The organism is Pelorhabdus sp. sgz311002 (assembly GCF_056134285.1).
The window spans coordinates 669786-693609 of sequence record NZ_JBWBCL010000001.1 but is presented as its reverse complement, the minus strand read 5'-3'; the positions used below and the strand labels follow the sequence as shown (position 1 = coordinate 693609).

Sequence of the window (23824 nt, the reverse complement as noted above, 5' to 3'; positions counted from 1 at the left end):
CAACAACTATTTTTTGATGTTTCTTAGAAGAAACTTCTTTGCTGCTAAGTCTTTCATAGAGAATATGAATTTGTAAGTTTTTATCAGAAAAGCATTACGAATAAGTAGGCAAACCATCAAGGGGGTTGTGACAATGGAAACAGTAGGTCAAATACTTCGTGCCGAACGAGAAAAGCAGAATTTATCGATCAGTGAAGTAGAAAAGGCAACGAGTATTCGGGCTTTGTATATCACCTCAATTGAAGAAGATCAGTATAAGGTGATTCCAGGTGAAGTGTATTTAAAAGGATTCATTCGTAATTATGCTAATTTTTTAGGCTTAAATGGCCCAGAGCTTGTAGAGCTTTATCGACAAACACAAAAACCGCCAGAGGAAGAGGCTGAGCCGATCGCGCAAACGCCGCAACCGATTAAACAGGATTCTCTAGGACGTTCTTTTCCGAGCAAGCTAGTTGCCATGGTGATTTTGCTTGTAGCTGTTGTGGGGATTGGCTTTTGGGCCTACCAGAGTAGCGGTAAGACACCGGGACCTATGCCAGCGCCAGAAGCGAAAACACAGCAGCCAGCTCAAGTGCCGCCAACGCCAACGACTGCTACGAAACCAGCTGACGCAAAACCGGTTTATGTGCAAGCTAAATTTACTGCAGAGTGCTGGACTTTGGTGACGGCTGACGGTAAGCAGCTTTATGAAGGAATTCCTAAAATCAACGAATCATTTACGTGGCAGGCTGATAAGACTTTAGTGATTAAAGCAGGAAATGCTGCCGCCGTCGATGTGACTTTTAATGGACAGAGCCAGGGAAAACTTGGAACAAAAGGCGATGTTGTAGTAAAAACCTTTACGCCTACGGGAGTAAAATAGTAAGGAGTGCATGATGGAACAATCGTTTATTCCCATGAGTAAGGCTGAGATGGAGGCACGCGGCTGGGAACAGCTTGATTTTCTGTTTGTAAGCGGCGATGCTTACGTAGATCATCCCAGCTTTGGTCCGGCTATTCTTTGTCGACTTTTAGAAAAAGAAGGGTTTCGAGTCGGGATTATTGCTCAACCTAATTGGCAGTCAACGAAGGATTTTTTAGCATTAGGTAAGCCGAAGCTTGGTGTATTAGTTTCGGCGGGAAATCTTGATTCATTGTTAAATAAATTTACAGCAGCAAAAAGAACGCGCAGTACTGATAGTTATTCACCTGGCGGCAAGGCTGGCTATCGTCCGGAACGAGCCAGTCTTGTTTATTGTACGCGACTGAGAGAAGCTTTTAAACATACACCGATTATTTTAGGCGGCATCGAAGCAAGTCTGCGTCGGTTTGCTCATTATGATTATTGGTCTGATACGGTAAGACGATCTATCGTGATTGATAGCCGGGCGGATCTTGTTGTCTATGGGATGGGAGAAAAACAGATTCTGGATATTGCGCATCAACTAGCGCAAGGCATTCCTATCGACCAACTTCATTCTGTCCGTGGGACCTGTTATCCTACTCGTTCTTTAGAAGCTCTTTGGGATTATGTCGAATTGCCGTCCTATGATGATGTGGCACAAGATAAACAAGCGTTTGCTAAAGCTTTTAAAATCCAGTACGAAGAGCAGGATCCTGTTCGCGGCAAGCAGCTTGTTCAAGCCCATGGACCTGTTTATGTAGTGCAAAACCCGCCCGCTTTGCCACTGACGACAGAAGAAATGGATGCTGTCTATGATTTACCCTATACAAGAACATACCATCCTCGCTATGAAGCGCAAGGTGGTGTTCCAGCCATTGAAGAAGTCAAGTTTTCGCTTGTAAGTCACCGCGGTTGCTTTGGCGGGTGTTCTTTCTGTGCCATTGTATCACATCAAGGTCGAATTATTCAAAACCGCAGTCAAGACTCACTCTTAAAAGAAGCACAGGGTATGACGAAACTTCCTGATTTTAAAGGCTATATTCATGATGTAGGAGGGCCTACAGCTAATTTTCGTCACCAAGCTTGTTCCCATCAGAAAGAACGCGGTGCTTGTAAGGGAAAACAGTGTATGTTTCCAGGCCCTTGCCGAGAAATTGATACCTCCCATGACGAGTATCTTTCCTTATTGCGTCAACTACGGAAATTACCGAAAGTCAAAAAAGTGTTTATTCGTTCGGGGCTTCGCTATGATTATTTACTAGCCGATAACAACAGAGAATTTCTTAGAGAACTTTGTGAGCATCATGTGAGTGGGCAGTTAAAAGTTGCTCCGGAACATGTAGCACCGACGGTTACGAAACTCATGGGGAAAGCTAGTAAGGAAGTGTATTTGAAGTTTAAAGAAGCTTTTATGACTATGAACAAAAGAGTGGGCAAAGAACAATATCTTGTACCATACTTTATGTCCAGTCATCCCGGCTCCGGATTGCCTGAGGCGATTGAGTTGGCGGAATTCTTGCGTGATACTCACTGCCAACCGGAACAAGTGCAAGACTTTATTCCAACGCCAGGCAGTCTTTCTACTTGTATGTATTATACGGGGATCAATCCTTTTACAGGCGAAGCTGTCCATGTAGCGCGCCAGCCTCACGAAAAGAGACTGCAGCGAGCTCTCCTACAGTACCGTGACCCTAAAAATTATGATCTCGTTTATGAAGCTTTGGAAAAAGCTGGACGACTTGATTTGATTGGTCTTGGTTCTAAATGCTTTATTAGGCCTAGACGTAGTTTCAAGGGGAAAGCAAATTTGCTCCAAACTGAAACTGTAGAAACAGTAGAAAAACCAATAAAATCTTCAAAGCCATCAAATCTCTCAAAGTCGTCAAAATCGTCAAGACCGCCAAAATCGTCAAGGTCGCCAAAACAAAAAGGCCAAAAGCCTTTTAAAAAGCGTCGGTCATGATGTATATGTATAAATAAAGCAGGAATCTTTGGCATACCAGCTGAAGATTCCTGCTTTAACTTACGATATTTTATACAAGCGATTCTGAGGACGGTTTGGATAAATAAAGAGTTTTAATGGATTTACGGAATAAATAGTAGAGAATTAGACCATGGATCAGACAGGCGATGATTCCCATGAGTGGATTGAAGAGCAAAAATACCAAAAGACCTAATAAAACAGCAAGGGTGGATATGGCTATTTCTGCAAACCAAGCCCATCTTTTGGTTTTAAACAAGCCATAGGCAGGAAACGCGTAGAGAAAGATGCCGGGAAGTGAAGTATAGATGCCTGCGACATCTCCAAAAAATAAGCTATGGAATAGACCAATTATATTACCTAAAGCAATGAGTCCTAAGTAACCAACTAATAATAAAAGTCCTGCGGGAAGTTGCATTTTATTCGCTCCTTATAAGGTGAATTAGGTTATTGATTTTTCAGTCTTCTTATATTTTAGCATATTTTTTCTGACAAACCTATGGCTTTGCCCATAATTTGCTTGCATATCAGGAAGAGAAAGGTTATAGTATAGGTTGATACTTTACGTATTCAAGACGGAGGAATGTGCATGCGACGTTATGTGCCACTCTTGTTTCTATCTTTTTTTCTGGTTTTTGCTGCGATTATTGGTACCGATTTATTAGGACACGCTGGTAATCAAACACCGGAAAACCTTAAGTCAATCGTTGTCTATACAAATTTGCCTGTAGAACAAGTATCGCTTTTTGCGCAGGAATATGAAAAGTCCGCAAAAATTAGAGTTCAAATGGTGCCTTTGTCTGACCAGGATCTGTTGCAAAAACTTCAGAATGAGCGCCAAACGCCACAGGCTGATCTTGTTTTAGCTACAGAGGCTGTTCTGAGGCAGGTCCAGAAAGAGCATCTTCTCGCGCCTGTAACCTCAGAGCAAACCGATATAGTTCCTGACCGGTTTAAGGATAAAGATAATTTTTGGGTTGGTACTTGGTATGACCCGATTGTATTTGCCGTAAATCGCGATTTTGCCAAAAAGCTTTCTCAACCAATTCAACGGTGGGCTGACTTAGGGAAAGACAGTCAGGTACGCTTAGCTATGACTGATTTCTTAGCGTCGGAAGCGTCAGCTAGTTTACTTTATTCGTTGCGTTCTCTGCAGGGAGAACAGCCTACTTTGGCTTTCTTCAAGAAAATTCATCCTCAAGTGATTCAGTATGCCAAGTTTTTAGCTACGCCAGTGCGAATGGCTGGTATGGGTGAAGCGGATGTGGCCATTGCTGTTCAAAGTGAAACAATTCGTTATTATAATGATGGGTTTCCTCTAACGATTGTTTATCCTGATGAAGGAACGGCTTATTCTTTAACTGGCATTGCCTTGACTTTGCAGGGGCCGCATAGCGCTGACGCAGCGCCCTTTATTGACTGGATTTTGCAAAATGAAGCGCAGGAGTTATTGCAAAATCACCGATTCTACTTTGTTCCAACAAATCCTGAAACGAATATTGCTAAATTTTACGAGACGAAACATATGAAACTTTTCGACAGTCAACCGCTTACGCCTGTGGAGCAGCATACTATTATGGATAAGTGGATTCAGTCTGTTCGTCTAAGTCCTCGTTCGCTCTAGGAGGGAAATTGCATGTTAAAAGCAGGTTTTCTCAGCCTTGGCTGTGCCAAAAACCTTGTAGATACAGAAGTTATGCTTGGTATTTTGACTGAAAATCATGTTGAGATTGTACAAGATCCGGTCGATGCTGATTTACTCATTGTCAATACCTGCGGGTTTATTGATTCAGCCAAAGAAGAATCTCTTTCTACAATTTTATCTATGGCTGAGTATAAACAGACTGGAAAATGCCGCGGTTTAATTGTCGCTGGCTGTTTAGGTGAACGCTATCGGCAAGATCTTTTGGATGAATTACCGGAAATCGACGCGATTGTCGGTACTGGATCGTGGCATCGTATTATGGAAGCTGTCAATGCAGTTCTCTCGGGACAGCGTCTGTTAATTGCCGATGCAAATACGACTATTTATGACGATACAACGCCTCGGATTACTACAACGCCTTTTTACAGCGCCTATGTAAAAGTAGCTGATGGCTGTAACAACCGCTGTGCTTATTGCGCTATTCCTTTTATTCGCGGCGATTTTCGTAGTCGTTCTATTGAATCTATCGAAAATGAAGTCAAACGTCTTGTAGCGCAAGGAACAAAAGAAATTATTTTGATTGCACAGGACACCACAAACTATGGACAGGATCTTTACGGTAAACCAAGCCTACCTGAGCTGTTAAAAGCGCTTGTGAAAATTAATGATTTGAAATGGATTCGGTTACTTTATGGTTATCCCGTTCATTTTTCTGATGAAATTATTCAATTAATGGCTAAAGAACCGAAAATTCTTCATTATGTAGATCTGCCATTGCAGCATGCTCATGATGATATTTTGCGGGCGATGCATCGTCCGGAGACGCAAGCAGAAATTAAAACTTTGCTGCAAAAGCTGCGAGATGCCATTCCCGATGTGGTTGTGCGTACGTCTTTTATTGTGGGCTTTCCTGGTGAAACAGAAGAGCATTTTCAAGAATTACTTGATTTTGTCAGAGAACAACGCTTTCAAAACGTCGGTGTGTTTATGTATTCTCAAGAAGAGGGTACTAGTGCGGCGAAAATGGCAAACCAAGTTGATGAAGCTGTAAAAGAAGATCGCTATCACCGTCTTATGGCCGAACAAAGCCGCGTTAGTGAAGAATTGAATCTTGCTAGCGAGGGACAGATAATCGAGGTTTTAGTGGAAGGCAGAACCGATGATAATAAGGAGATTGTCTACGGCCGCTCCTATCGGGAAGCGCCGGAAGTGGATGGCCGCGTCTATATAGAAAATGCTGGATCACTGCAGGCAGGCGACCTTGTTTTGGCCAAAATAGTACAAGGCTTTACTTATGATATTTTAGCAGAAAAGCTGGAATCATAAAGGGGAGTGATAAAACCCCTTACAGGGAGGCGCTTCGGCATGATTGTCGAACTTGTCAGCACGGGAACGGAATTGCTGCTAGGAGAGATTGTTAATACAAATGCGGCTTTTTTAGCGGAACAGTTAAACGCTCTCGGATTTCACGTATTATACCAGACAACAGTAGGCGATAATCGCGAACGGATGGCCCAGGTTTTTAAAAACGCTCTAGAGCGTGCCGATATTGTGATTACGTCAGGTGGGTTAGGGCCGACGCAGGGAGATATTACGAAGGAAGTTTCTGCAGAAATTTTTTCTTTGCCGCTCATGCTTGATCCTGTTAGTCTGGACCGAATTACGGAGTTTTTTAAGCGGCGTAAACTAACTATGTCTGATAATAATCGTCGTCAAGCTATGATTCCTCAGGGCGCTTTAGCGATTGAGAATGAGCGGGGAACAGCACCTGGAGTGATCTTGGAACATTTAGGAAAAACAATCATCCATTTGCCAGGACCGCCCTTTGAATTAGAGCCGATGTTTCATTCATCGGTTGTTCCCTACTTGGAGCAACGGTTTGGTCAGCAAGGGACGATCGTCTCCAAAATTTTGCGCACTTACGGAATCGGCGAATCTTACTTAGAAGAACAAATTCGTGATTATATTTTAGCCCAAAATAATCCTACGATTGCTCTTTTAGTGCGAAGCGGTGAAGTAATTATTCGCTTAACGGCCAAAGGAGCGGATCAAGCGGAAGCTGAAATGAAAATTTTTTCTTTAGAGAAAAAAATTCGTGAACGTCTGCAAGGCTATATTTATGGTGTGAATGATGATACTCTGGAAGGGATCATCGGTCGTCTTTTACTTGAAAAAGAACTTACCGTAGCTTTAGCTGAATCATGCACTGGTGGTCTAACCAGCAGTCGTTTAACTGACGTCCCCGGCAGTTCTGCCTATTTTATGGGCAGCGTTGTATCTTATAGTAATGAAGTGAAAATGCAGGAACTTGCTGTCTCATCTGATACCTTGCGTGACTATGGGGCAGTTTCAAAAGAAACTGCTTGCCAGATGGCGGAAGGCATTCGTGAACGGTTTCATACTTCGATTGGCGTGGCAATCACAGGAATTGCCGGACCAGGAGGAGCTACCGAAACAAAGCCGGTTGGGCTTGTTTATATTGCGCTTGCCAGCGAACGGGGAACTAACTGGCAGGAATACCGATTTGCCGGTACGCGAAAGGAAATAAAAACACGTAGCGCTTTAGCGGCGCTCAATAAATTATATCGCTATGTTTTAACAATATGAGGAGGTTGGTACTTTTGAAGGATAAAGAAAATACCCTTTTTGGTAACTTACAGTTAAATAAGAAAATTGTTTCGGCATTACAGGATATGGGATTTGAAGAACCATCGCCGATTCAAAGTCAGACGATTCCGCTTGTGTTAGAAGGTCATGACGTCATTGGACAGGCTCAGACTGGTACAGGAAAAACAGCTGCTTTCGGGATTCCCATGATTGAAAAAATTGATGAAGCAAGCCGCAATATCCAGGGGCTTGTTATTACACCGACTAGAGAACTGGCTATTCAGGTTTCTGAAGAGCTAGCGCGCATTGGTAAATTTAAACGAGTGAAAACATTGCCGATTTACGGCGGTCAGGCGATTGATAGACAAATTAAATCACTGCGCTTCGGCGTTCATGTGGTTATTGGTACTCCTGGACGTCTACTTGATCATATTCGCCGGAATACGATTAAGTTAAGCCATGTAAAAATGCTTGTTTTGGATGAAGCCGATGAAATGCTTGATATGGGTTTTGTTGACGATATTGAAGCCATTATGGAAACCATTGTGGCGGAAGAACGTCAGACATTGCTGTTCTCGGCAACGATGCCAAGACCGATTATGAACTTAACCAAGCGTTATATGAAAGATGCTGTTGTTGTCTCAATAAGCAAAGAAAAACTAACAGTTCCACTGATTGATCAGGTGTACTATGAAACGCGCGAAAAACTAGAAGGCTTGTGCCGCGTTCTTGATAGTGAAACTACAGGTCAATTGATTATTTTCTGCCGTACGAAAAAAGGCGTAGATGATCTTGTGGCATCGCTTTCTTCACGTGGCTATCTAGCTGATGGTTTACACGGTGATTTAAGCCAAGCACAGCGTGATCGCGTGATGAAGAAATTCCGCGACAGCAAACTTGATATTTTAATTGCTACTGATGTAGCGGCTCGTGGTATTGATATTGATGATATTACTCATGTTATTAACTATGATATTCCGCAGGATCCGGAAAGTTATGTTCATCGTATTGGTCGTACTGGCCGCGCTGGACGAAAAGGTGTTGCTATTACCTTTATCCAACCACGTGAGTATCGTCAATTAAAGCTCATTGAAAAAGTAACAAAAACACGAATTATCCGTAAAGCTTTACCTTCGCCAGCTGATGTACTAGAACGTCAGAGAGAAGTGATTAAAGAACGGCTTGTTCAGACAATCGAGCAAGGCCGAATCGCTGATTATCAGTCGATCGTCACTGAGCTTGTACAAGACTATGATCCGTTAGAGATTGCTGCTGCTGCCTTGAAACTTTCGCAGGAAGGTTATAAAGAAAAGGCATCAGAGGCGGCGGAAAAGCCGAATTATCGTTCTTCCGGCGCAGAACCCGGTATGGTTCGCCTCTTTATTAATGTAGGTAAAGCCCAGAAGATTCGTCCAGAAGATATTGTGCGGACCGTCGCGAGCGAAGCTGATATTCCTGGTAATACCATTGGTGTTATTAATATCTATGAAAAATTCACTTTTGTGGAAGTACCAGAAGACGTAGCCGAACGAGTGATTGCCGTTATGCACAAGAATACTTTAAAAGGTTATAAAATTAATGTAGAAGTGGCCAAAGGGCGCTAATACTGCCGAAAGAAGCGGAGGGCTAGAGGCTCTCCGCTTCCATTTTATTTACTGCTTGGGGAGGGATCGTAGATGGATAAAGCAAAAGCCCTAGAGATAGCTATGCGTCAAATTGAAAAGGATTTTGGTAAAGGCTCCATTATGAAGCTTGGCGAAGCGGCGGCGAAAATGAATATTGAAGTGATTCCAACAGGTGCGCTGCCGCTGGATATTGCGCTTGGCGTTGGTGGAATTCCGCGTGGTCGTTGTATTGAGATTTATGGACCGGAATCTTCCGGTAAAACGACAGTTGCGCTCCATGTGATTGCGGAAGCGCAAAAATTAGGCGGAATTGCTGCTTTTATTGATGCCGAACATGCTCTTGATCCCAATTATGCTCGCAATCTCGGTGTTGATATTGAAAATCTTTTAATTTCTCAGCCTGATTATGGTGAGCAAGCCTTAGAAATAGCGGATGCCTTAGTAAGAAGTGCGGCTGTAGACTTGATCGTTGTTGATTCAGTAGCAGCGCTTGTTCCGAAAGCCGAAATTGAGGGGGAAATGGGTGATTCGCATGTCGGTCTTCATGCTCGGCTTATGTCGCAGGCGCTTAGAAAACTTACTGGAATTGTAAGTAAATCCCATTGTACCGTTATTTTTATTAATCAGATTCGTGAAAAAGTGGGCGTTATGTTTGGGAATCCCGAAGTGACCACAGGCGGACGTGCATTAAAGTTTTATGCTTCGATTCGTCTGGAAGTGCGCAAGGGCGAAGCCATTAAAAACGGCAATGATGTCGTAGGGAACCGGACAAAAGTGAAGATTGTAAAAAATAAAGTAGCGCCACCTTTTAAGCAAGCTGAATTTGATATTATGTATGGTCAGGGCGTATCACGTGAAGGGGCGCTTGTCGATATTGGCACTGAACTGGATATTTTAACGAAAAGCGGTACTTGGTATTCTTACGGAGCGAACCGATTAGGCCAGGGACGGGAAAATGTTAAAGAGTTTTTTAAAGAAAATGCTGCTATGGCAGCGGAAGTCGAAGCGAAAATTCGTGAAACCCTTTCTATTGGCACAGCAAAACCAGCTACAGAAGCCGATAGTTTCCTAGAGGTTGAGACAATTCGTGAAGACTAGTAAAGAACAGCAAAAAAGCGCTTATTCTTACGGACTTTTCTTATTATCGCATCGCGGCTATAGTGTGCAGGAACTGACAGCAAAAATGCAGCGGCAGGGATATACGGAAGTGGAACAACAAGAAGCTGTGGCAAAATTATCGTATTATGGTTTTCTAGATGATCTGGCTCTAGCTAAGGCGTATTATCGTAAATTTACGGCAAGTGGGAAGTATGGTGCTAAATTAATTGGGCTGAAGTTAAAGCAAAAGGGCTTTTCTGATTCGATCATTGAAAGTTGTTTTGACGATTATGATCAAGAAACTGCTTTAGCACAAGCGGTGCGACTGTTAGAACGTCGCTATAAGAAGCTTGAAGACAGAGAAACAGCGCCAATGTATCGTTATTTGGCAGCACGCGGGTTTTCGTCAGAACTGATTCGCAAAGCTGTAGCGCTAGCTAGGCAAGAAACTTGACACTCTCAGGAAAAACACGTACAATTATATTACAATCGTGAAAGTAAATACCGTTAACAGCTAAAGTTTTAAATGAACTGACAGCAAAGGGGTTGTCAGTGTAGAAAATGAAAGCCGGGTTAAACTCGGCTTTCCCCCTTATATATATAAAAGGAGGTGGAGAATTATAATAATCGAAATATTCATTGCCGCACTAATTTTCGCATTTTTAGGCGTTGGAATAGGCTATTTAATTCGCAAAAAGATTGCTGAAGCAAAAATGATTTCAGCAGAAGCTGCTGCGAAAAAACTTATTGAAGATGCTGAACGAATTGGCGAAGCAAAGAAAAAAGAAGCATTAGTGGAAGCAAAAGAAGACATTCACAGACTCAGAAGCGAAGTTGAGCGAGAAAGCAAAGAACGCCGTAATGATCTGCAACGCTTAGAACGGCGGCTATTGCAAAAAGAAGAAAATCTTGACCGTAAAATTGATTCGCTGGAAAAGAAAGAGGATATTCTCAATCGTAAGGAAGGCGAAATCGAAAAGAGTCAAGAAAAAATAAATGAATTATACGCAAAACAACTCTCTGAATTGGAACGGGTGTCTAATATGACATCAGAGGATGCTAAGAGGTTGCTTCTAACGAATGTAGAGGAAGAAATTCGGCATGAAACAGCTATGTTGATCAAGGATATTGAACAGCAGGCAAAAGAAGAAGCCGATAAAAAAGCGCGCGAAATTATTTCGTTAGCGATTCAGCGTTGTGCAGCTGACCACGTGGCAGAGACAACTGTTTCTGTTGTGGCTTTGCCTAATGATGAAATGAAAGGGCGGATTATTGGTCGTGAAGGCCGCAATATTCGTACCTTAGAGACGCTTACAGGCGTAGATCTTATTATTGATGATACACCGGAAGCTGTTATTTTATCAGGCTTTGATCCTGTTCGACGTGAAGTCGCCAGAACAGCTTTAGAAAAACTAATTGCTGATGGCCGGATTCATCCAGCTCGCATTGAAGAGATGGTTGAAAAAGCGCAAAAAGAAGTGGAGCAAAAGATTAAAGAAGCTGGTGAGCAGGCGACCTTTGAAACCGGAGTCCATGGTCTTCATCCTGAACTCATAAAATTATTAGGTCGTTTGAAATATCGTACGAGCTATGGACAGAATGTATTAAAACATTCCGTGGAAGTGTCTCATCTTGCAGGAATTATGGCTGCAGAATTAGGCGTGGATGTCATGCTTGCTAAGCGAGCCGGTTTGCTTCATGATTTAGGTAAGGCCATTGACCATGAAGTGGAAGGCCCTCATGTAACTATTGGCGCAGATTTGGCTAAGAAATATCGCGAGTCTGCTGAAGTAGTAAATGCAATTGGCGCCCATCATGGCGACGAAGAACCGACGACTGTACAGGCTGTACTCGTAGCTGCAGCAGATGCTGTATCTGCCGCTAGACCAGGCGCTCGTCGTGAAACTTTAGAAAGCTATTTGAAGCGGTTGACACGATTGGAAGAAATTGCTGAGTCATTTGACGGCGTGGAGAAATCCTTTGCTATTCAGGCTGGGCGGGAAGTCCGCATTATGGTAAAACCAGAAAAAATTGATGACTTAGCTTCAGTTCGTCTTGTACGAGATATTGTCAAACGAATTGAAAATGAATTAGAATATCCCGGTCAGATTAAAGTGACCGTCATACGTGAAACAAGGGCAGTTGATTATGCCAAATAAAAATAAAACCGGCCGGTAAGGTCGGTTTTATTTTTATTTATTAGAGCAGGATTTCCCCCTTTATCAGCGAACTTTTATTGTTATGTCATAACGTGGATGGTGAAAACAATGAATTCTACTAATCAAAGTGAAAAGTCGGTCAGTAACGGTGTTCATCTTTTAATATCGCTGTTAATTCGTTACCCAGAAATTGGCACAGTTACTTTTGATCCCGATCATCATACATTAAAGCTTTCTTTTATGTTTCATAATTTGCCGGAGCAAGAGGATTTTGCCGCTTTAGAACAATCTTTATTGCAAAGTCTTCATACTTATTATCGCCTAGAACGTTTTCGGCAGCCTTTGGTAAATCTATCTGTTAAAACGGTAGCCTCTTTGATTACTCTCACTTTAGTTCGTGATATTTATTCCTTCGGTAAGGGCGAAATTGATCTTGTTGTTGCTTTTTTACGGCAAGAGTTAGGTCAAGCTTTAATTGTTGAAGCGAATCAGCCGCTAGTAGAAGAAGATTTGCGGTTTCAAGAAGAGTTAATTGAGAATATGCTGCTTAGTGTGAAAAAAGAGGAAGTAGGCCATAAGCTCTTTGGGATTCGTGAAGAAGGGAAAGTTATGGTTTTCAATAAATAAAAATAACAATTTTTAGAGGATTTACCTTCCTTCCGTCGAAGTTTTATGTAACTATTATAGTTATTGTTTGATTTAGACGAATTAAAGGAGGGTACTTAATAATGGAAATTTTAAAAGTTTCAGCAAAGTCTAATCCTAACTCTGTTGCCGGAGCGTTGGCTGGTGTTTTGCGGGAGCGCGGCGCTGCAGAAATGCAGGCGATTGGCGCAGGCGCATTAAATCAAGCGGTAAAGGCTGTAGCCATTGCCAGAGGATTTGTTGCACCGCACGGCGTAGATTTAATTTGCATCCCTGCCTTTACTGATATTTTGATTGATGGTGAGGAGCGAACCGCGATTAAATTGATCGTAGAACCTCGTTAAAAGAGACAAACCTGTTCAGGAATGAACAGGTTTGTTGTTTTTTTAGTCATATTTGTGGCATAATATAGTAGAGAAGGGAGCGAGAAAGATGAATTTTGAATGGACTACCATAAATCCTGAAGCGATTCCTTGTGATACGTTAGTGATTATACCTCCTGCGGCTATAGATCAGAATTTCTTATTTTTACCGGAGGCTGATCGCCGACTGAATGATCAGCTTTTTTCTTTCCTTAAGGAAGATAGCACCAAAAAGGATTTTGGCACTGCCACCTTTTTATATACTTTCGGTATGGTTAAAGCAAAACAAATCTTATTTTTAGGTCGCGGTGAAACGGCTTTAAAGTCAAATGAATGGCGTCAATTATTTGGTATTGCAGCAAAAGCTTTAAAAAAGGAACAGGCTAAAAAGGTAACTGTTTTGCTGCTAGACGATGTTTTGACGACAGACGCTACTGTAATTTCCCATGCCGTCGAGGGGCTTATTTTAGGTTCTTATTCGTTTGATCAATATAAGGCTAAAAAAGAAAGTACCACTGTGAAGACCTGCTCTTTTGTCGGCGGCGAAGAGCCGAAAGATTTTTCTCAGATAGTAGAGCGTGGTCTTATTCTCAGCGAAAATGTGAAGCTTGTAAGGCAGCTTGTCAATGAACCAGCAGCAGTTATGACGCCTTCTGCTATGGAGGCGAAAGCCAAGGCTATAGCAAAAAAATGCGGCCTAGTTTTTGATTGTTTGGGACGTAAACAATTGGAAGAGCAGAAAATGAACGCATTTTTAGCTGTAGCGCAGGGAAGTGAAGAAAAGCCCAAGCTACTTGTCTTAGAGTATAAGGGAAATCCTGATCATTCAGAATGTATTGCCCTGATTGGCAAGGGAATTACCTTTGATAGTGGCGGACTTTCGCTCAAACCAAGCAGTGGCATGGAAGAAATGAAAGACGATATGGGCGGTGCCGCTACAGTATTAGGCACAATTAAAGCACTTGCTGAATTGAAAGTTAAGATTAATGTCATGGCAATTATGCCTTGTACTGAAAATATGCCTTCAGGCTCTGCCTATCGACCTGGTGATATAATTACTGCTATGAGTGGAAAAACAATTGAAGTTGTGAATACTGATGCTGAAGGACGGCTGATTTTAGCTGACGCCATTACTTATGCCAAAGAAAAAGGCGCTACTAAGTTAATTGATGTAGCTACGTTGACGGGGGCTTGTGTCGTAGCTTTGGGAGCTGTTGCAGCTGGTGTATTTACCAACAAGCAAGAATGGGGTCAAAAACTTTTAGATGCTTCAGAGGAAACCGGCGAAAAAATGTGGCAACTGCCTTTGTTTAAGGAATATGAGGACTTGATTAAAAGTCAAGTAGCTGATATTAAAAATTCCGGCGGACGGGAAGCCGGTGCTAGTACAGCTGCTTGCTTCTTACAACATTTTGCTGGCGATACACCTTGGATTCATATTGATATTGCTGGTGTAGTAACAACCAAAAAAAATCAAGGTTATCAAGTAAAAGGGGCGACCGGGGCCGGGGTATTTACATTAGTCAAGTTGTTCGAGTCTTTAAGCCATGAGTAAAGCAGACTTACATATTCATACTACGGCTTCAGACGGACGGTTTTCGCCGCAAGAAATTTTAGCAGCGGCCAAGTCCGCTGGCCTTAGCACTATTGCCTTGACAGATCATGATACAATTGATGGTCTACTTCAGCTTATTGAGTCGCCTTCTTGGCAAAAATCCTCAGTCAAGATGATTCCCGGTATTGAATTTAGTACGGATGTTCCAAACCATGAGATTCATATTTTAGGCTATCATATTCACCTATTTCATGAAGAGCTAACTAGACAACTTAAATTACTTGTAGATGATCGTATTGTGCGGGCGCAAAAGATGATCAGAAAACTTTCTGATCTTGGTTACTTTGTTTCTTATGAACGAGTATTAGAGATTGCAGGCGACGGTACGGCAATTGGCCGTCCACATATTGCTAGGGCTTTATTGGAAAAGAAATATTTCTCAACGATTTCTGAAGTCTTTGATAAAGTGCTTCATACTAATGGGCCTGCTTATGTTTCTCACTATAAAATGACGCCGCAGGAAGCCATTGATTTAATTCATCAAAGCGGTGGAATTGCAGTTATAGCCCATCCGGCTATGGTTTATGACGACGCCTTGGTGGAACAGGTCATCAAAGCGGGCATTGACGGTTTGGAGGTTTATCATCCGACCCATCGAGCGGAAGATGTGAAAAAATATAAAAAGCTTGCCGAAGAATACGGTTTGTTGCAAACAGGTGGTTCAGATTTTCATGGAATACCAGGGCGTTTTCCCGAAAAATTGGGCATTTTTATGATTGAAGAATCCTTAGCGGAACAACTACCTGTCAATTTTCTGAATCATTCCCTAAACCTGTAAACAGGGAATTTGAGGTTTATGTAGAATCTAGCAATAATAAAACAATAAGCGACAGAGTTTCTGTCGCTTATCCTCTTGTCATTCGAACTTTCCATTCTTTTAATTTATACATTAGGAGGCTATTGAATGAAGGTGATCGCCTTAGTCGGGCCCAGCGGAACGGGAAAAAGTCATCGGGCTTTGATTGTGGCTCACGAGCATCATGCGGATACCATTATTGATGATGGACTGTTGATTAAAGGTAGCAAAATTTTAGCGGGTCATTCGGCGAAGCGGGAAGCGAGTAAAATACAGGCAGTTCGTCGCGCTATTTTTATGGACGAGCAACATGCCAAAGAAGTAAGAGATGCAATAAAGACAGCTAATTGTGAAAAAATCCTAATTTTAGGAACTTCTAAGAACATGGTTAAGAAAATTGTCCATGTTCTTGCCTTGCCGGAAGTCGAGCAATATATCCAAATTGATGAGATTGCAACAGCTGCTGAAATGGCTAAAGCCAGAGAAAGTCGGATTCGCGACGGAAAACATATTATACCTGTTCCAACGATTGAATTGAAACCACATTTTTCTGGCTATCTAATTGATCCATTAGAAATCTTTTTTAGAAAATCCCGATCAAAACGGCATAAGTTAGGAGAAAAATCAATTATTCGCCCCACTTTCAGCTATTATGGAAAATTGTTGATTTCCGATGCGGCGATTGCCAGTATTGTGCAGCAAGTAGCTAGTGAACAAGACGGTGTCACTCGCACTGGGCAAATTCAAATTAAAAATTCCCATGATCGGGAAAGAGGTCTTTCCATTACAGTGGATATGGTATTACAGTATGGTTGTTCAATTCATTCCGTAGTAAAGGCAGCGCAGTATAAAATGAAAGATATGGTTGAATTTATGACAGGCATGAATGTAGAAGAAATCAATGTAGACGTAAAACGTTTAAGTATTGATTAATCATTAGGGGGAACGGATATGGAGAAAAAAACTGCCCAGCAAGTGATTTTATTTTCCGGCTATGCTAAGCTACCTACAGGAATTACAGCAAGTGAAATGTATAAGGTTGTCGGTATTATTGTAACAATTAATGTAGATACGGGAGTTATTGTGGAAGCTGATTGTACTTTAGCTACGGCTCTAGCCCGTAAACATGTGGCTCAGATTTTAGTGGGCAGTTCCCTTAAAAATGGTCCTGATAAAATTTTAAGAACGATTGATCAAACCTATCAAGGCAGTGCGAAAAAAGCCTTGATTACGGCAGTACGGATTATTTATGATAAACTGCGTAGCTTTCAAGAAGGCAGTATTCCTAGCCTGCTTGATTAATTTTTATAAAATCATCATATAACAAGGAATAACAATGGCTGCAGCGAGTGTAGTAATGGCTGTTAAAATAGCCGCATATTCTGAATCGGCCTCGTAAAATTTAGAGATAATAGTGACTTGCGTCATCGCTGGTAAAGCAGCCTGAATTACAAATACTTTTTTCATTAATTCCGGTATGGCAATAAAGTGAGTAATACATAGAACGGTAAGCGGAGAAATGAGAAAACGGCCGATTAAAATAGCTACTACATCTCGATCGAAACGCAAGTCACTGCGCTTTATTCTACTCATGACAATGCCGATAAACAAAAGAGATAAAGGCGTTGTCATGCCACCAAGATATTTTGTGGTATTGACGACAAAGTGGGGCAGCGATATGTTGCTTACTATAATAGCAACTCCGGCAAGGGCGCCAAGGAGCGGCGGTGAAAATATATTTTTAAGACTTTGTAGGCTAAAGAGACGGACTTCAGCCATGGCGCCGTCTTTGCCAATAAAATAATTACCAACTGTCCAGAAAAAGAGCGCATTTACAATAAAATACAATAGTACAAAGGGAATACTCGTATCACCAAACAGCGCTAAGTTGACCGGAATTCCTATGAAAACGGAATTGGAACAAAAAAATACGGCGCGAAAGACACCGCGGCGCTTTGGCGGAACTTTTAATAAATAAGAAACAACAATGCTGAGAATACAGCAAAGCAGCATGGAAAGAAAAGGAACAGCAATCCCGTAAATTACAGCAAGAAGTTTTTCTTGATTAAAGGCTGTTGCTAAATTCCATAGCATGTAAGCTGGTAAGGCAATAAAATTTACTAGCTTTGGAAAAACTTTACTGGTTTCTTCCGGAAACCAGCCCTTTTTTGTTAAGTAGTAGCCAATTATTACGATTGCGATAATAGTGAATATACCTTCTAGAGCTTGAATAAAGACCATAAGTACCACATCCTGATTTGAATTTTTCCGCAAATCTCTTCATTCTTTTCTCTTTGATTGTAGGCACTGTTCCTTAAATTGTCAATGAAGCTATTTTTGGTGTACTTACTATCAGTACATCTTTTTTATTGCGTCTAGCGGAGGATTTTTATGCCAGAAAGTATTGATTATAGTTTTAGTCACTTAGTAACAGGCGTGGCCTTTATTTTGGGTCTTGTTTTTTTATTGACACGAACAAAATTATTCCGTTTTTCCATTTTACTAGAGAAAACAACAATTACTGAAAAAATTCCCCAGATTCTTTTTTTTGGCTTTTTAGGAATTCTCGGGACGTACAGTGGCTTTTATATTCCTGACGGAATTACAAATACCAGAGCGATCGGAGTCATTATTGGCGGACTGATCGGCGGTCCGCTGGTGGGAACCGGTGCCGGTCTTATTGCTGGCATCCATCGGTTGGGACTGGATAGTCTCACCATGTATACTAGCGCCATATCGGCAGTGATCGAGGGACTTCTGGCGGGGCTGTTGGCTTCTACGTTTCGTACTATGCCCATTCGTTGGCCAGCTGCCTTACTCGTGGGATTTTGTTTAGAAACGATTCATATGCTTCTATTGCTTTTGTCACCGCCTTTCGAAAGGTCGGCTGTGTTTGTCATGACAATAGCGCCCTATATGCTCTTTATCAATCCTTTGGGAATTGCCACCTTTATGGCAATGCTTGACAGTATTCGGGCAGAACAAGCTCATATTGAGGGAAACGCTGCTTTTGTCGCCTTAAAAATAGCTGAAGAGACGCTTCATTTTCTTAGGAAAGGCCTAACTGAAACATCAGCAGCTGTTACGGTCCAGACTATTATGAAGCAAGTGAAAAATCTTGATGCTGTAGCGATCCGTTCGCAAGAGGAGTTGTTAGCGTTTGTTGCTAAAAACCCAAGGCAAACGCCGGAGACAGCCTATGGTACCAGTATTTCATCTACTCTAAAAAATCAAGAAAAAGAAATTGGCGAACTCATTTTTTACAAAGAAGTTCCGAATAGCAGTACTCCCTTTGAAACAGAGCTTATAAAGGGCTTAGGACAGCTTATTTCTACGCAAATTGAATTAAGCAATGGGGAGCAACAGGCCGCATTACGTGCTCAAGCGGAAATTAAAGCGCTGCAAGCGCAAATTAATCCTCACTTTTTATTTAATGCCTTAAATACGATTGCTTATTATTGTCGTAAAGAGCCCGAAGAAGCACGCAGTTTATTACTTAGCTTAGGGGAATTTTATCGGAATAATTTGACTCATTTGGACCACTTTGTTGATATTCAAACAGAGCTGCAGCATGTAGAGGCTTATATTAAGATTGAAGCAGCTCGTTTTCAAGGAAAATTGAATGTGTATTGTGACTTACCGACAGATCTTCGACTTTCTGTGCCTCCTTTAATATTGCAACCGATTGTCGAAAATGCCATTCGTCATGGGCTCTATCCAAAACGGAAAGGGGGAACTATTACTTTACGTTATGAAATACATGGCGAACAGCAGTGGGTGATTGTTGAAGATAACGGCGTTGGTATGAGCGGGGAGCTGATTGATGCAAGTCTAAAAAGTGACCCGAATCGAAAAAGTATTGGCCTTTCCAATGTGCACCAAAGGCTGCAGGCAATTTATGGTTTAGATTACGGTGTGATCATTACGAGTGAAATTGGCGAAGGAACAAGAGTTTGTATTCCTTTTCCTTTAAAAGGTGGTATAGAAAATGCAACTAAAAGCGATTATTGTGGACGATGAACTTCCGGCAAGAGAAGAGTTGAAATATATTTTAGGTAAAATTGACGGTATTGAAATTGTGAAAGAATGTGATGATGGCGAAGAAGTAAAACCGATAATCGAAGCAACTTCGCCGGATGTTATTTTTTTGGACATTCAGATGCGTTCCCAAGATGGTCTTGTCACAGCGGGAGAAGTGCTAGACTTGCCAAATCCACCGCAAATTGTCTTTTGCACTGGTTTTAGCGAATTTGCCGTAAAAGCCTTTGAGTTGAATGCGGTTGATTATATTTTAAAGCCCTACTCGCTAGAGCGAGTGGAAGCGACAGTACAAAAACTGAAAAAGTTTAAAAATTTTATGGATAATAAAACAGAAACTGCTGTTTTAAAATCAGGGAATATCTGCGTATGGTCTTCGGATCGTATCGTAGTGCTGCGCCCAGCTAAAATTCTCTTTGCTCGTTCTGATGAAAAACGCCAAACGATGCTGTATACAGAGCAGGGAATCTATTATACAAAGTCGACATTAAAAGAGTTAGCTGAAATTTTGGAGCCGCAGCGCTTTTTTCGCACCCATAAAAGTTATTTAGTCAATCTTGATAAAATAGAAGAGATTATTCCTTGGTTTAATAATACCTATGTACTAGCTTTAGAGGACTGCAAGGAAACAAATATTCCTGTGGCGAGACATTATATTAAACAGTTCAATCAAATTATGGGTATTTTATAATGCATGTTAGTAGTGAAAAATGAACTCTTGCGCATGATTTTTGGTATTTCATGCGTAAAGCGCTTTTATCATAAAATAGTTTTGATATAATTCAGACAAAGCCATGAACTCTTTAATTTTCAGGCTTTATCAGGATTAATATAGAATGGGGGAGTTTTCATTGAAACCACTTGAAAATGTAAAAGTATTAGATTTAACACGTGTACTGGCTGGTCCTTATGCATCGATGATGATGGCTGATTTTGGCGCTGACATTATTAAAATTGAAACGCCGAATACAGGTGATGATTCGCGTGCTTTCGGTCCGTTTGTTGGTAAAGAAAGTGCTTATTTTATGAGCTTGAATCGTGGCAAACGCTCCATGACTTTAAATCTGAAAGAAGAAAAAGCAAAAGAAATTTTTAAAGAAATGGTCAAAAAGGCCGATGTTGTTTTGGAAAACTATCGTCCTGGTACCATGGAAAAATTTGGTCTTGGCTATGATGTTTTAAAAGAAATTAATCCTAAAATTATTTATACAGCTTGTTCCGGTTTTGGTCATACGGGACCTTATAGCAAAAAACCAGCTTATGACGTTATTGTGCAGGGCATGGGCGGTATTATGAGCATTACTGGCCAGGAAAATGGCGAACCTACTCGGGTAGGCGCTTCTGTTGGCGATGTTACTGCCGGTCTTTTTGCCGTGATTGGAACTTTGACGGCTCTTTATCATCGCGCTATTAACGGTGTTGGTCAAAAGGTCGATGTTGCTATGCTCGATTGCCAAGTAGCTATTTTGGAAAACGCCATCGCCCGTTATGTAACATCAGGCATTGCTCCCGGCCCAATCGGCAATCGTCATCCTTCCATTACGCCTTTTGAAGCATTTAAAGCAAAAGACGGCTATGTAATCATTGCTGTTGGCAATGATCGTCTCTGGTCGAAATTCTGCAATTTGATTGGTAAAGTGGAATTAATCGAAGATGAACGCTTTGTATCAAATTCACAGCGTACGAAAAATCAAAAAGCCTTAAAAGCAATTCTTGATACGATATTTCCTGATAAAACAGTTGACGAATGGTTGGCTGTGATTGATGAAGCCGGTATTCCTTGCGGTCCAATCAATACGGTAGATCGCGTATTGAAAGATCCACAAATTGCGGCTCGTGAAATGATCGTAGAAGTAGAACATCCTATTGCTGGTAGTCTGAAAATGCCAGGCCTTCCGATTAAATTGTCAGAAACTCCTGGTTCAGTAGAAATTCCGGCACCACTATTGGGACAGCATACCGAAGAAATTTTAGCTGAATGGCTGAACTTGTCAGCAAAAGAAGTAGCAGCTCTCAAGGAACAGGGCGTTCTCTAATCAGTAAAGTCTATTCGAAAACAAGGAGTTGATTCTCTTGATGCAACAGGAGGATTTTTGGAAACAACGATGGTCAGCACTGTTCTGGGCGACCCTACTAGGCTTTGTTTTATCTTGTAACTATACAAATCATGGACCACTCATTCCAACCTTAGTGCAGCTTCTCGGTATTACCTTAGGGGCGGCCGGACTGTTTACCACTGCGGTGTTTTTTACTCATTCATTGTTGCAGATGCCTGGTGGCGCCATGTCCGATAAGTTCGGCGCAAAACGGGTAGGAACCTTTGGTCTTGTTGTAATTGCGATTGGCAATATCTTAACAGGTATGGCTAGCAGTTATGAACAGATTCTTTTATTTAAATTTATTACTGGCATTGGTACTGGTTCCGCGATTCAAGCTGGTCTGCGTTATGTTCCAACCTTTTTTGCCGGTAAGGAAATTGCTTTAGCGCAAGGTGTGTATGGCGGTTCGATTTTACTTGGAGCAGGTTTTGTCATTTATGTCATTCCTAGACTCTTAGGACTGCTTGCTTGGCAGGGCATTTTCTTCTTAACAGGTACTATGGCTGCTGTCCTTGCTGTTTTATGGGTTCTCTTGGCTCCCGGGACACCAATTACAATACAACCGAAGAAAATTAACTGGGGCGAGTTACTTGGCAACCGCAATGTATGGCTGTTAGCGCTGACTCAGGTTGGTTCTTTCGGAACGGTTACTTCTTGCAGTGTCTGGATTAACATGGTATTGCAGAAAAATATTCATCTGGATCCCAAAACCGCCGGAATGATTGGCGCGCTTGTATTACTAATTGGGATTTTAGGCCGTCCTGTTGGCGGATTGATTTTAGATCGTAAATGGCTTACAGCGAAACAACTGCTATGCCTATCCCATGTAGGACTTGCTGTTGGCTTTATTTGGGTCGGCATGGTTGATAGTATTACAGTCGCTGTATTGGCGATACTGCTAACTGGTATTATGGCTGCTCTTCCATTTGGACCTATTTTTGCGCAAGCCGCTGGTTCTTTCCCGACAAATCCTGGCGTATCAATGGGCTTTGTAAATACCTGGGGCGCTGCTGCTGTTATGATTTTGCCGCCGGTTATGGGATCGCTTGTTGACAGCTCAGGAACGTTTCTTTCCGCTTTCTACCTGTTAGGCGGTGTTGCTGCTCTAGCTAGTATTGGTTCATTAGGGTTAGTAAGCATTGCTAAAAAATAATTAACTCCTATGAAAATATCATTTTAAAATATCATTGAGAAAACAATCTTGCCATTACGGTAAGATTGTTTTTTTATGCCAATCCTTTCATTTAAGAAGCTTGACTTGATAGAGTATAATAAATAAAAATAACATCTTTCTATTTATTAATAAAAAGTCTCTTTAGAGTGGAGTGATTACGCTTGCTGCAGTCTTATCGCGTACTTATTATGCTGGTTATCTGTAATTTTCTTTGGGCCGGTAATTTTGTTTTTGGCAAAGTGGTTATAGCTGATTTATCACCGTTATGGATTACCTTTCTTCGCTGGCTTTTGGCGTTATTGTTTTTATTTCCTTTAGCCGGGTATTTGGAACAGCCTAATTGGCGAAAAGCCTTAAGACAATGGCCGTTGCTCGTAGCTATGGGATTGTTCGGTGTTATCTTTTATAATTTGATTCTTTATTCCGCTTTATCTTATACGACGCCGACAAATGCATCGCTAGTAGCATCGTTAAACCCTGCTGTGTTAGTAGCTGCTTCGATTGTTTTATACCGGGAACGTTTTTCTTTGTGGCAATTTTTAGGGTTCCTCCTATCTTTATGTGGTGTAGTCAGCGTACTCTTGAACGGTCAATGGGAAAGATTATTCTCGCTTACGTTCAATCAAGGTGATTTGCTCATGTTTGGAGCCGTTCTTGTTTGGACTGTTTATTCTTTTTTGGCAAAATACTTGCAAAGTGGGCCTATAACGGCAACGGCTCTATCAACCACTTTTGCTGTTGTACTTATGGCTCCTTTGGCATTAAGCGATTTTCCCCACTGGCAGCAACTTCAGCCAGTGACTTTCCTTGGCATTGGATATATGGTACTGTTTCCCTCTGTATGCTCTTTCGTGTTTTGGAATCAGGCCGTGCTAGCAATTGGTGCAAGTCGGGCAGGTATCTTTTTAAATTTAATACCTGTCTTTACGGCACTGATTGGTTTTTCCCTTGGCGAAAGCTTGTCTGTATGGCAAGGGCTTGGTGGTTTACTTGTGTTCAGCGGTGTTTATTTGACTACTGGGCGTTTTCCCAGAACAAGGAAAGCGCAAAGCAAGTTAAAAGTTTGCCGCAGTTCTGACGTATGATCATTCTTCGCA

At 41.6% G+C, this 23824-nt stretch carries 22 protein-coding genes; 20 read left to right on the top strand and 2 right to left on the bottom strand.

Features of this window, described 5'->3' with window-relative positions; translation table 11 throughout:
• Positions 1 to 133: 133 nt before the first annotated feature.
• Both AC0NJP_RS03525 and AC0NJP_RS03520 read left to right on the top strand, forming a co-directional pair.
• Positions 134 to 862, top strand: a complete 729-nt coding sequence (locus tag AC0NJP_RS03525) for a helix-turn-helix domain-containing protein (RefSeq protein WP_474038631.1) — start codon at positions 134 to 136, stop codon at positions 860 to 862.
• Positions 863 to 875: 13 nt separating this feature from the next.
• Positions 876 to 2846, top strand: coding sequence for a YgiQ family radical SAM protein (locus AC0NJP_RS03520; RefSeq protein WP_474698848.1), 1971 nt, complete (start codon positions 876 to 878; stop codon positions 2844 to 2846).
• A gap of 70 nt (positions 2847 to 2916) precedes the next feature.
• Here the strand turns inward: AC0NJP_RS03520 and AC0NJP_RS03515 are convergent, their stop codons facing one another.
• Complete coding sequence (locus tag AC0NJP_RS03515) at positions 2917 to 3282, bottom strand: hypothetical protein (RefSeq protein ID WP_474038630.1); 366 nt, start codon at positions 3280 to 3282, stop codon at positions 2917 to 2919.
• A gap of 171 nt (positions 3283 to 3453) precedes the next feature.
• Between AC0NJP_RS03515 and AC0NJP_RS03510 the strand changes: the two genes are divergently transcribed.
• From AC0NJP_RS03510 to AC0NJP_RS03450, 13 genes are all read left to right on the top strand, one after another.
• The gene (locus tag AC0NJP_RS03510; protein WP_474038629.1) at positions 3454 to 4488 is read left to right on the top strand and encodes an ABC transporter substrate-binding protein; all 1035 of its coding nucleotides are present in this window, start codon (positions 3454 to 3456) and stop codon (positions 4486 to 4488) included.
• A 12-nt stretch (positions 4489 to 4500) separates the two neighbouring features.
• The gene (gene rimO / locus AC0NJP_RS03505; RefSeq protein ID WP_474698786.1) at positions 4501 to 5835 is read left to right on the top strand and encodes a 30S ribosomal protein S12 methylthiotransferase RimO; all 1335 of its coding nucleotides are present in this window, start codon (positions 4501 to 4503) and stop codon (positions 5833 to 5835) included.
• A gap of 39 nt (positions 5836 to 5874) precedes the next feature.
• Entirely contained in the window at positions 5875 to 7116 is a 1242-nt protein-coding gene (locus AC0NJP_RS03500) for a competence/damage-inducible protein A (RefSeq protein WP_474698785.1), read from the top strand.
• Between the two features lie 14 nt (positions 7117 to 7130).
• Entirely contained in the window at positions 7131 to 8720 is a 1590-nt protein-coding gene (locus AC0NJP_RS03495) for a DEAD/DEAH box helicase (protein ID WP_474698784.1), read from the top strand.
• A gap of 72 nt (positions 8721 to 8792) precedes the next feature.
• Positions 8793 to 9839 carry a recombinase RecA gene (gene recA, locus AC0NJP_RS03490; RefSeq protein WP_474038625.1) on the top strand — a complete coding sequence of 349 codons (1047 nt, stop codon included), beginning with the start codon at positions 8793 to 8795 and terminating at the stop codon, positions 9837 to 9839.
• Positions 9829 to 10293: a regulatory protein RecX gene (locus tag AC0NJP_RS03485; protein ID WP_474698783.1), complete on the top strand. Its 465-nt coding sequence runs from the start codon at positions 9829 to 9831 to the stop codon at positions 10291 to 10293. Before recA ends, AC0NJP_RS03485 begins: the two co-directional genes overlap by 11 nt.
• 163 nt (positions 10294 to 10456) lie before the next feature.
• Positions 10457 to 11998 carry a ribonuclease Y gene (gene rny, locus AC0NJP_RS03480; RefSeq protein ID WP_474698847.1) on the top strand — a complete coding sequence of 514 codons (1542 nt, stop codon included), beginning with the start codon at positions 10457 to 10459 and terminating at the stop codon, positions 11996 to 11998.
• Between the two features lie 108 nt (positions 11999 to 12106).
• On the top strand, positions 12107 to 12625 hold the full coding sequence (locus AC0NJP_RS03475; protein ID WP_474698782.1) for a hypothetical protein: 519 nt from the start codon (positions 12107 to 12109) through the stop codon (positions 12623 to 12625).
• A gap of 101 nt (positions 12626 to 12726) precedes the next feature.
• Positions 12727 to 12987 (top strand): stage V sporulation protein SpoVS, encoded by a 261-nt coding sequence (spoVS, locus tag AC0NJP_RS03470; RefSeq protein ID WP_474038622.1) that lies wholly within the window; start codon positions 12727 to 12729, stop codon positions 12985 to 12987.
• Positions 12988 to 13075: 88 nt separating this feature from the next.
• Positions 13076 to 14560: a leucyl aminopeptidase gene (locus AC0NJP_RS03465; RefSeq protein WP_474698781.1), complete on the top strand. Its 1485-nt coding sequence runs from the start codon at positions 13076 to 13078 to the stop codon at positions 14558 to 14560.
• Positions 14553 to 15398, top strand: a complete 846-nt coding sequence (locus AC0NJP_RS03460) for a PHP domain-containing protein (protein ID WP_474698780.1) — start codon at positions 14553 to 14555, stop codon at positions 15396 to 15398. Before AC0NJP_RS03465 ends, AC0NJP_RS03460 begins: the two co-directional genes overlap by 8 nt.
• Positions 15399 to 15524: 126 nt before the next feature.
• The gene (locus AC0NJP_RS03455) at positions 15525 to 16349 is read left to right on the top strand and encodes an Asp23/Gls24 family envelope stress response protein (RefSeq protein WP_474698779.1); all 825 of its coding nucleotides are present in this window, start codon (positions 15525 to 15527) and stop codon (positions 16347 to 16349) included.
• Between the two features lie 18 nt (positions 16350 to 16367).
• Entirely contained in the window at positions 16368 to 16718 is a 351-nt protein-coding gene (locus AC0NJP_RS03450; RefSeq protein WP_474038618.1) for a DUF3870 domain-containing protein, read from the top strand.
• Positions 16719 to 16721: 3 nt separating this feature from the next.
• Here AC0NJP_RS03450 and AC0NJP_RS03445 read toward each other — a convergent pair whose 3' ends face one another.
• Positions 16722 to 17657, bottom strand: coding sequence for an AEC family transporter (locus AC0NJP_RS03445; RefSeq protein WP_474038617.1), 936 nt, complete (start codon positions 17655 to 17657; stop codon positions 16722 to 16724).
• Between the two features lie 150 nt (positions 17658 to 17807).
• Between AC0NJP_RS03445 and AC0NJP_RS03440 the strand changes: the two genes are divergently transcribed.
• The 5 genes from AC0NJP_RS03440 (at position 17808) to AC0NJP_RS03420 (ending at position 23812) form a co-directional block, all read left to right on the top strand.
• The gene (locus AC0NJP_RS03440) at positions 17808 to 19436 is read left to right on the top strand and encodes a LytS/YhcK type 5TM receptor domain-containing protein (protein ID WP_474038616.1); all 1629 of its coding nucleotides are present in this window, start codon (positions 17808 to 17810) and stop codon (positions 19434 to 19436) included.
• Complete coding sequence (locus tag AC0NJP_RS03435; protein WP_474038615.1) at positions 19405 to 20145, top strand: LytR/AlgR family response regulator transcription factor; 741 nt, start codon at positions 19405 to 19407, stop codon at positions 20143 to 20145. The genes AC0NJP_RS03440 and AC0NJP_RS03435 overlap by 32 nt, the downstream gene beginning before the upstream one ends.
• Positions 20146 to 20305: 160 nt before the next feature.
• Positions 20306 to 21490 carry a CaiB/BaiF CoA transferase family protein gene (locus AC0NJP_RS03430; RefSeq protein WP_474038614.1) on the top strand — a complete coding sequence of 395 codons (1185 nt, stop codon included), beginning with the start codon at positions 20306 to 20308 and terminating at the stop codon, positions 21488 to 21490.
• Positions 21491 to 21530: 40 nt separating this feature from the next.
• Positions 21531 to 22706 carry an MFS transporter gene (locus AC0NJP_RS03425; protein ID WP_474698846.1) on the top strand — a complete coding sequence of 392 codons (1176 nt, stop codon included), beginning with the start codon at positions 21531 to 21533 and terminating at the stop codon, positions 22704 to 22706.
• A gap of 182 nt (positions 22707 to 22888) precedes the next feature.
• Positions 22889 to 23812 carry a DMT family transporter gene (locus AC0NJP_RS03420; RefSeq protein WP_474698778.1) on the top strand — a complete coding sequence of 308 codons (924 nt, stop codon included), beginning with the start codon at positions 22889 to 22891 and terminating at the stop codon, positions 23810 to 23812.
• Positions 23813 to 23824 lie beyond the last annotated feature (12 nt).

What these genes read in the sequence shown, in the direction of transcription:
- AC0NJP_RS03440 (WP_474038616.1), top strand. Translation starts at nt 17,808, where the DNA reads ATGCCAGAAAGTATTGATTATAGTTTTAGTCACTTAGTAACAGGCGTG.
- AC0NJP_RS03520 (WP_474698848.1), top strand. Translation starts at nt 876, where the DNA reads ATGGAACAATCGTTTATTCCCATGAGTAAGGCTGAGATGGAGGCACGC.
- AC0NJP_RS03475 (WP_474698782.1), top strand. Translation starts at nt 12,107, where the DNA reads ATGAATTCTACTAATCAAAGTGAAAAGTCGGTCAGTAACGGTGTTCAT.
- AC0NJP_RS03500 (WP_474698785.1), top strand. Translation starts at nt 5,875, where the DNA reads ATGATTGTCGAACTTGTCAGCACGGGAACGGAATTGCTGCTAGGAGAG.
- AC0NJP_RS03460 (WP_474698780.1), top strand. Translation starts at nt 14,553, where the DNA reads ATGAGTAAAGCAGACTTACATATTCATACTACGGCTTCAGACGGACGG.
- rimO (WP_474698786.1), top strand. Translation starts at nt 4,501, where the DNA reads ATGTTAAAAGCAGGTTTTCTCAGCCTTGGCTGTGCCAAAAACCTTGTA.
- AC0NJP_RS03450 (WP_474038618.1), top strand. Translation starts at nt 16,368, where the DNA reads ATGGAGAAAAAAACTGCCCAGCAAGTGATTTTATTTTCCGGCTATGCT.
- AC0NJP_RS03425 (WP_474698846.1), top strand. Translation starts at nt 21,531, where the DNA reads ATGCAACAGGAGGATTTTTGGAAACAACGATGGTCAGCACTGTTCTGG.
- AC0NJP_RS03525 (WP_474038631.1), top strand. Translation starts at nt 134, where the DNA reads ATGGAAACAGTAGGTCAAATACTTCGTGCCGAACGAGAAAAGCAGAAT.
- spoVS (WP_474038622.1), top strand. Translation starts at nt 12,727, where the DNA reads ATGGAAATTTTAAAAGTTTCAGCAAAGTCTAATCCTAACTCTGTTGCC.
- AC0NJP_RS03435 (WP_474038615.1), top strand. Translation starts at nt 19,405, where the DNA reads ATGCAACTAAAAGCGATTATTGTGGACGATGAACTTCCGGCAAGAGAA.
- AC0NJP_RS03445 (WP_474038617.1), bottom strand. Translation starts at nt 17,657, where the DNA reads ATGGTCTTTATTCAAGCTCTAGAAGGTATATTCACTATTATCGCAATC.
- AC0NJP_RS03455 (WP_474698779.1), top strand. Translation starts at nt 15,525, where the DNA reads ATGAAGGTGATCGCCTTAGTCGGGCCCAGCGGAACGGGAAAAAGTCAT.
- AC0NJP_RS03515 (WP_474038630.1), bottom strand. Translation starts at nt 3,282, where the DNA reads ATGCAACTTCCCGCAGGACTTTTATTATTAGTTGGTTACTTAGGACTC.
- recA (WP_474038625.1), top strand. Translation starts at nt 8,793, where the DNA reads ATGGATAAAGCAAAAGCCCTAGAGATAGCTATGCGTCAAATTGAAAAG.
- AC0NJP_RS03510 (WP_474038629.1), top strand. Translation starts at nt 3,454, where the DNA reads ATGCGACGTTATGTGCCACTCTTGTTTCTATCTTTTTTTCTGGTTTTT.
- AC0NJP_RS03465 (WP_474698781.1), top strand. Translation starts at nt 13,076, where the DNA reads ATGAATTTTGAATGGACTACCATAAATCCTGAAGCGATTCCTTGTGAT.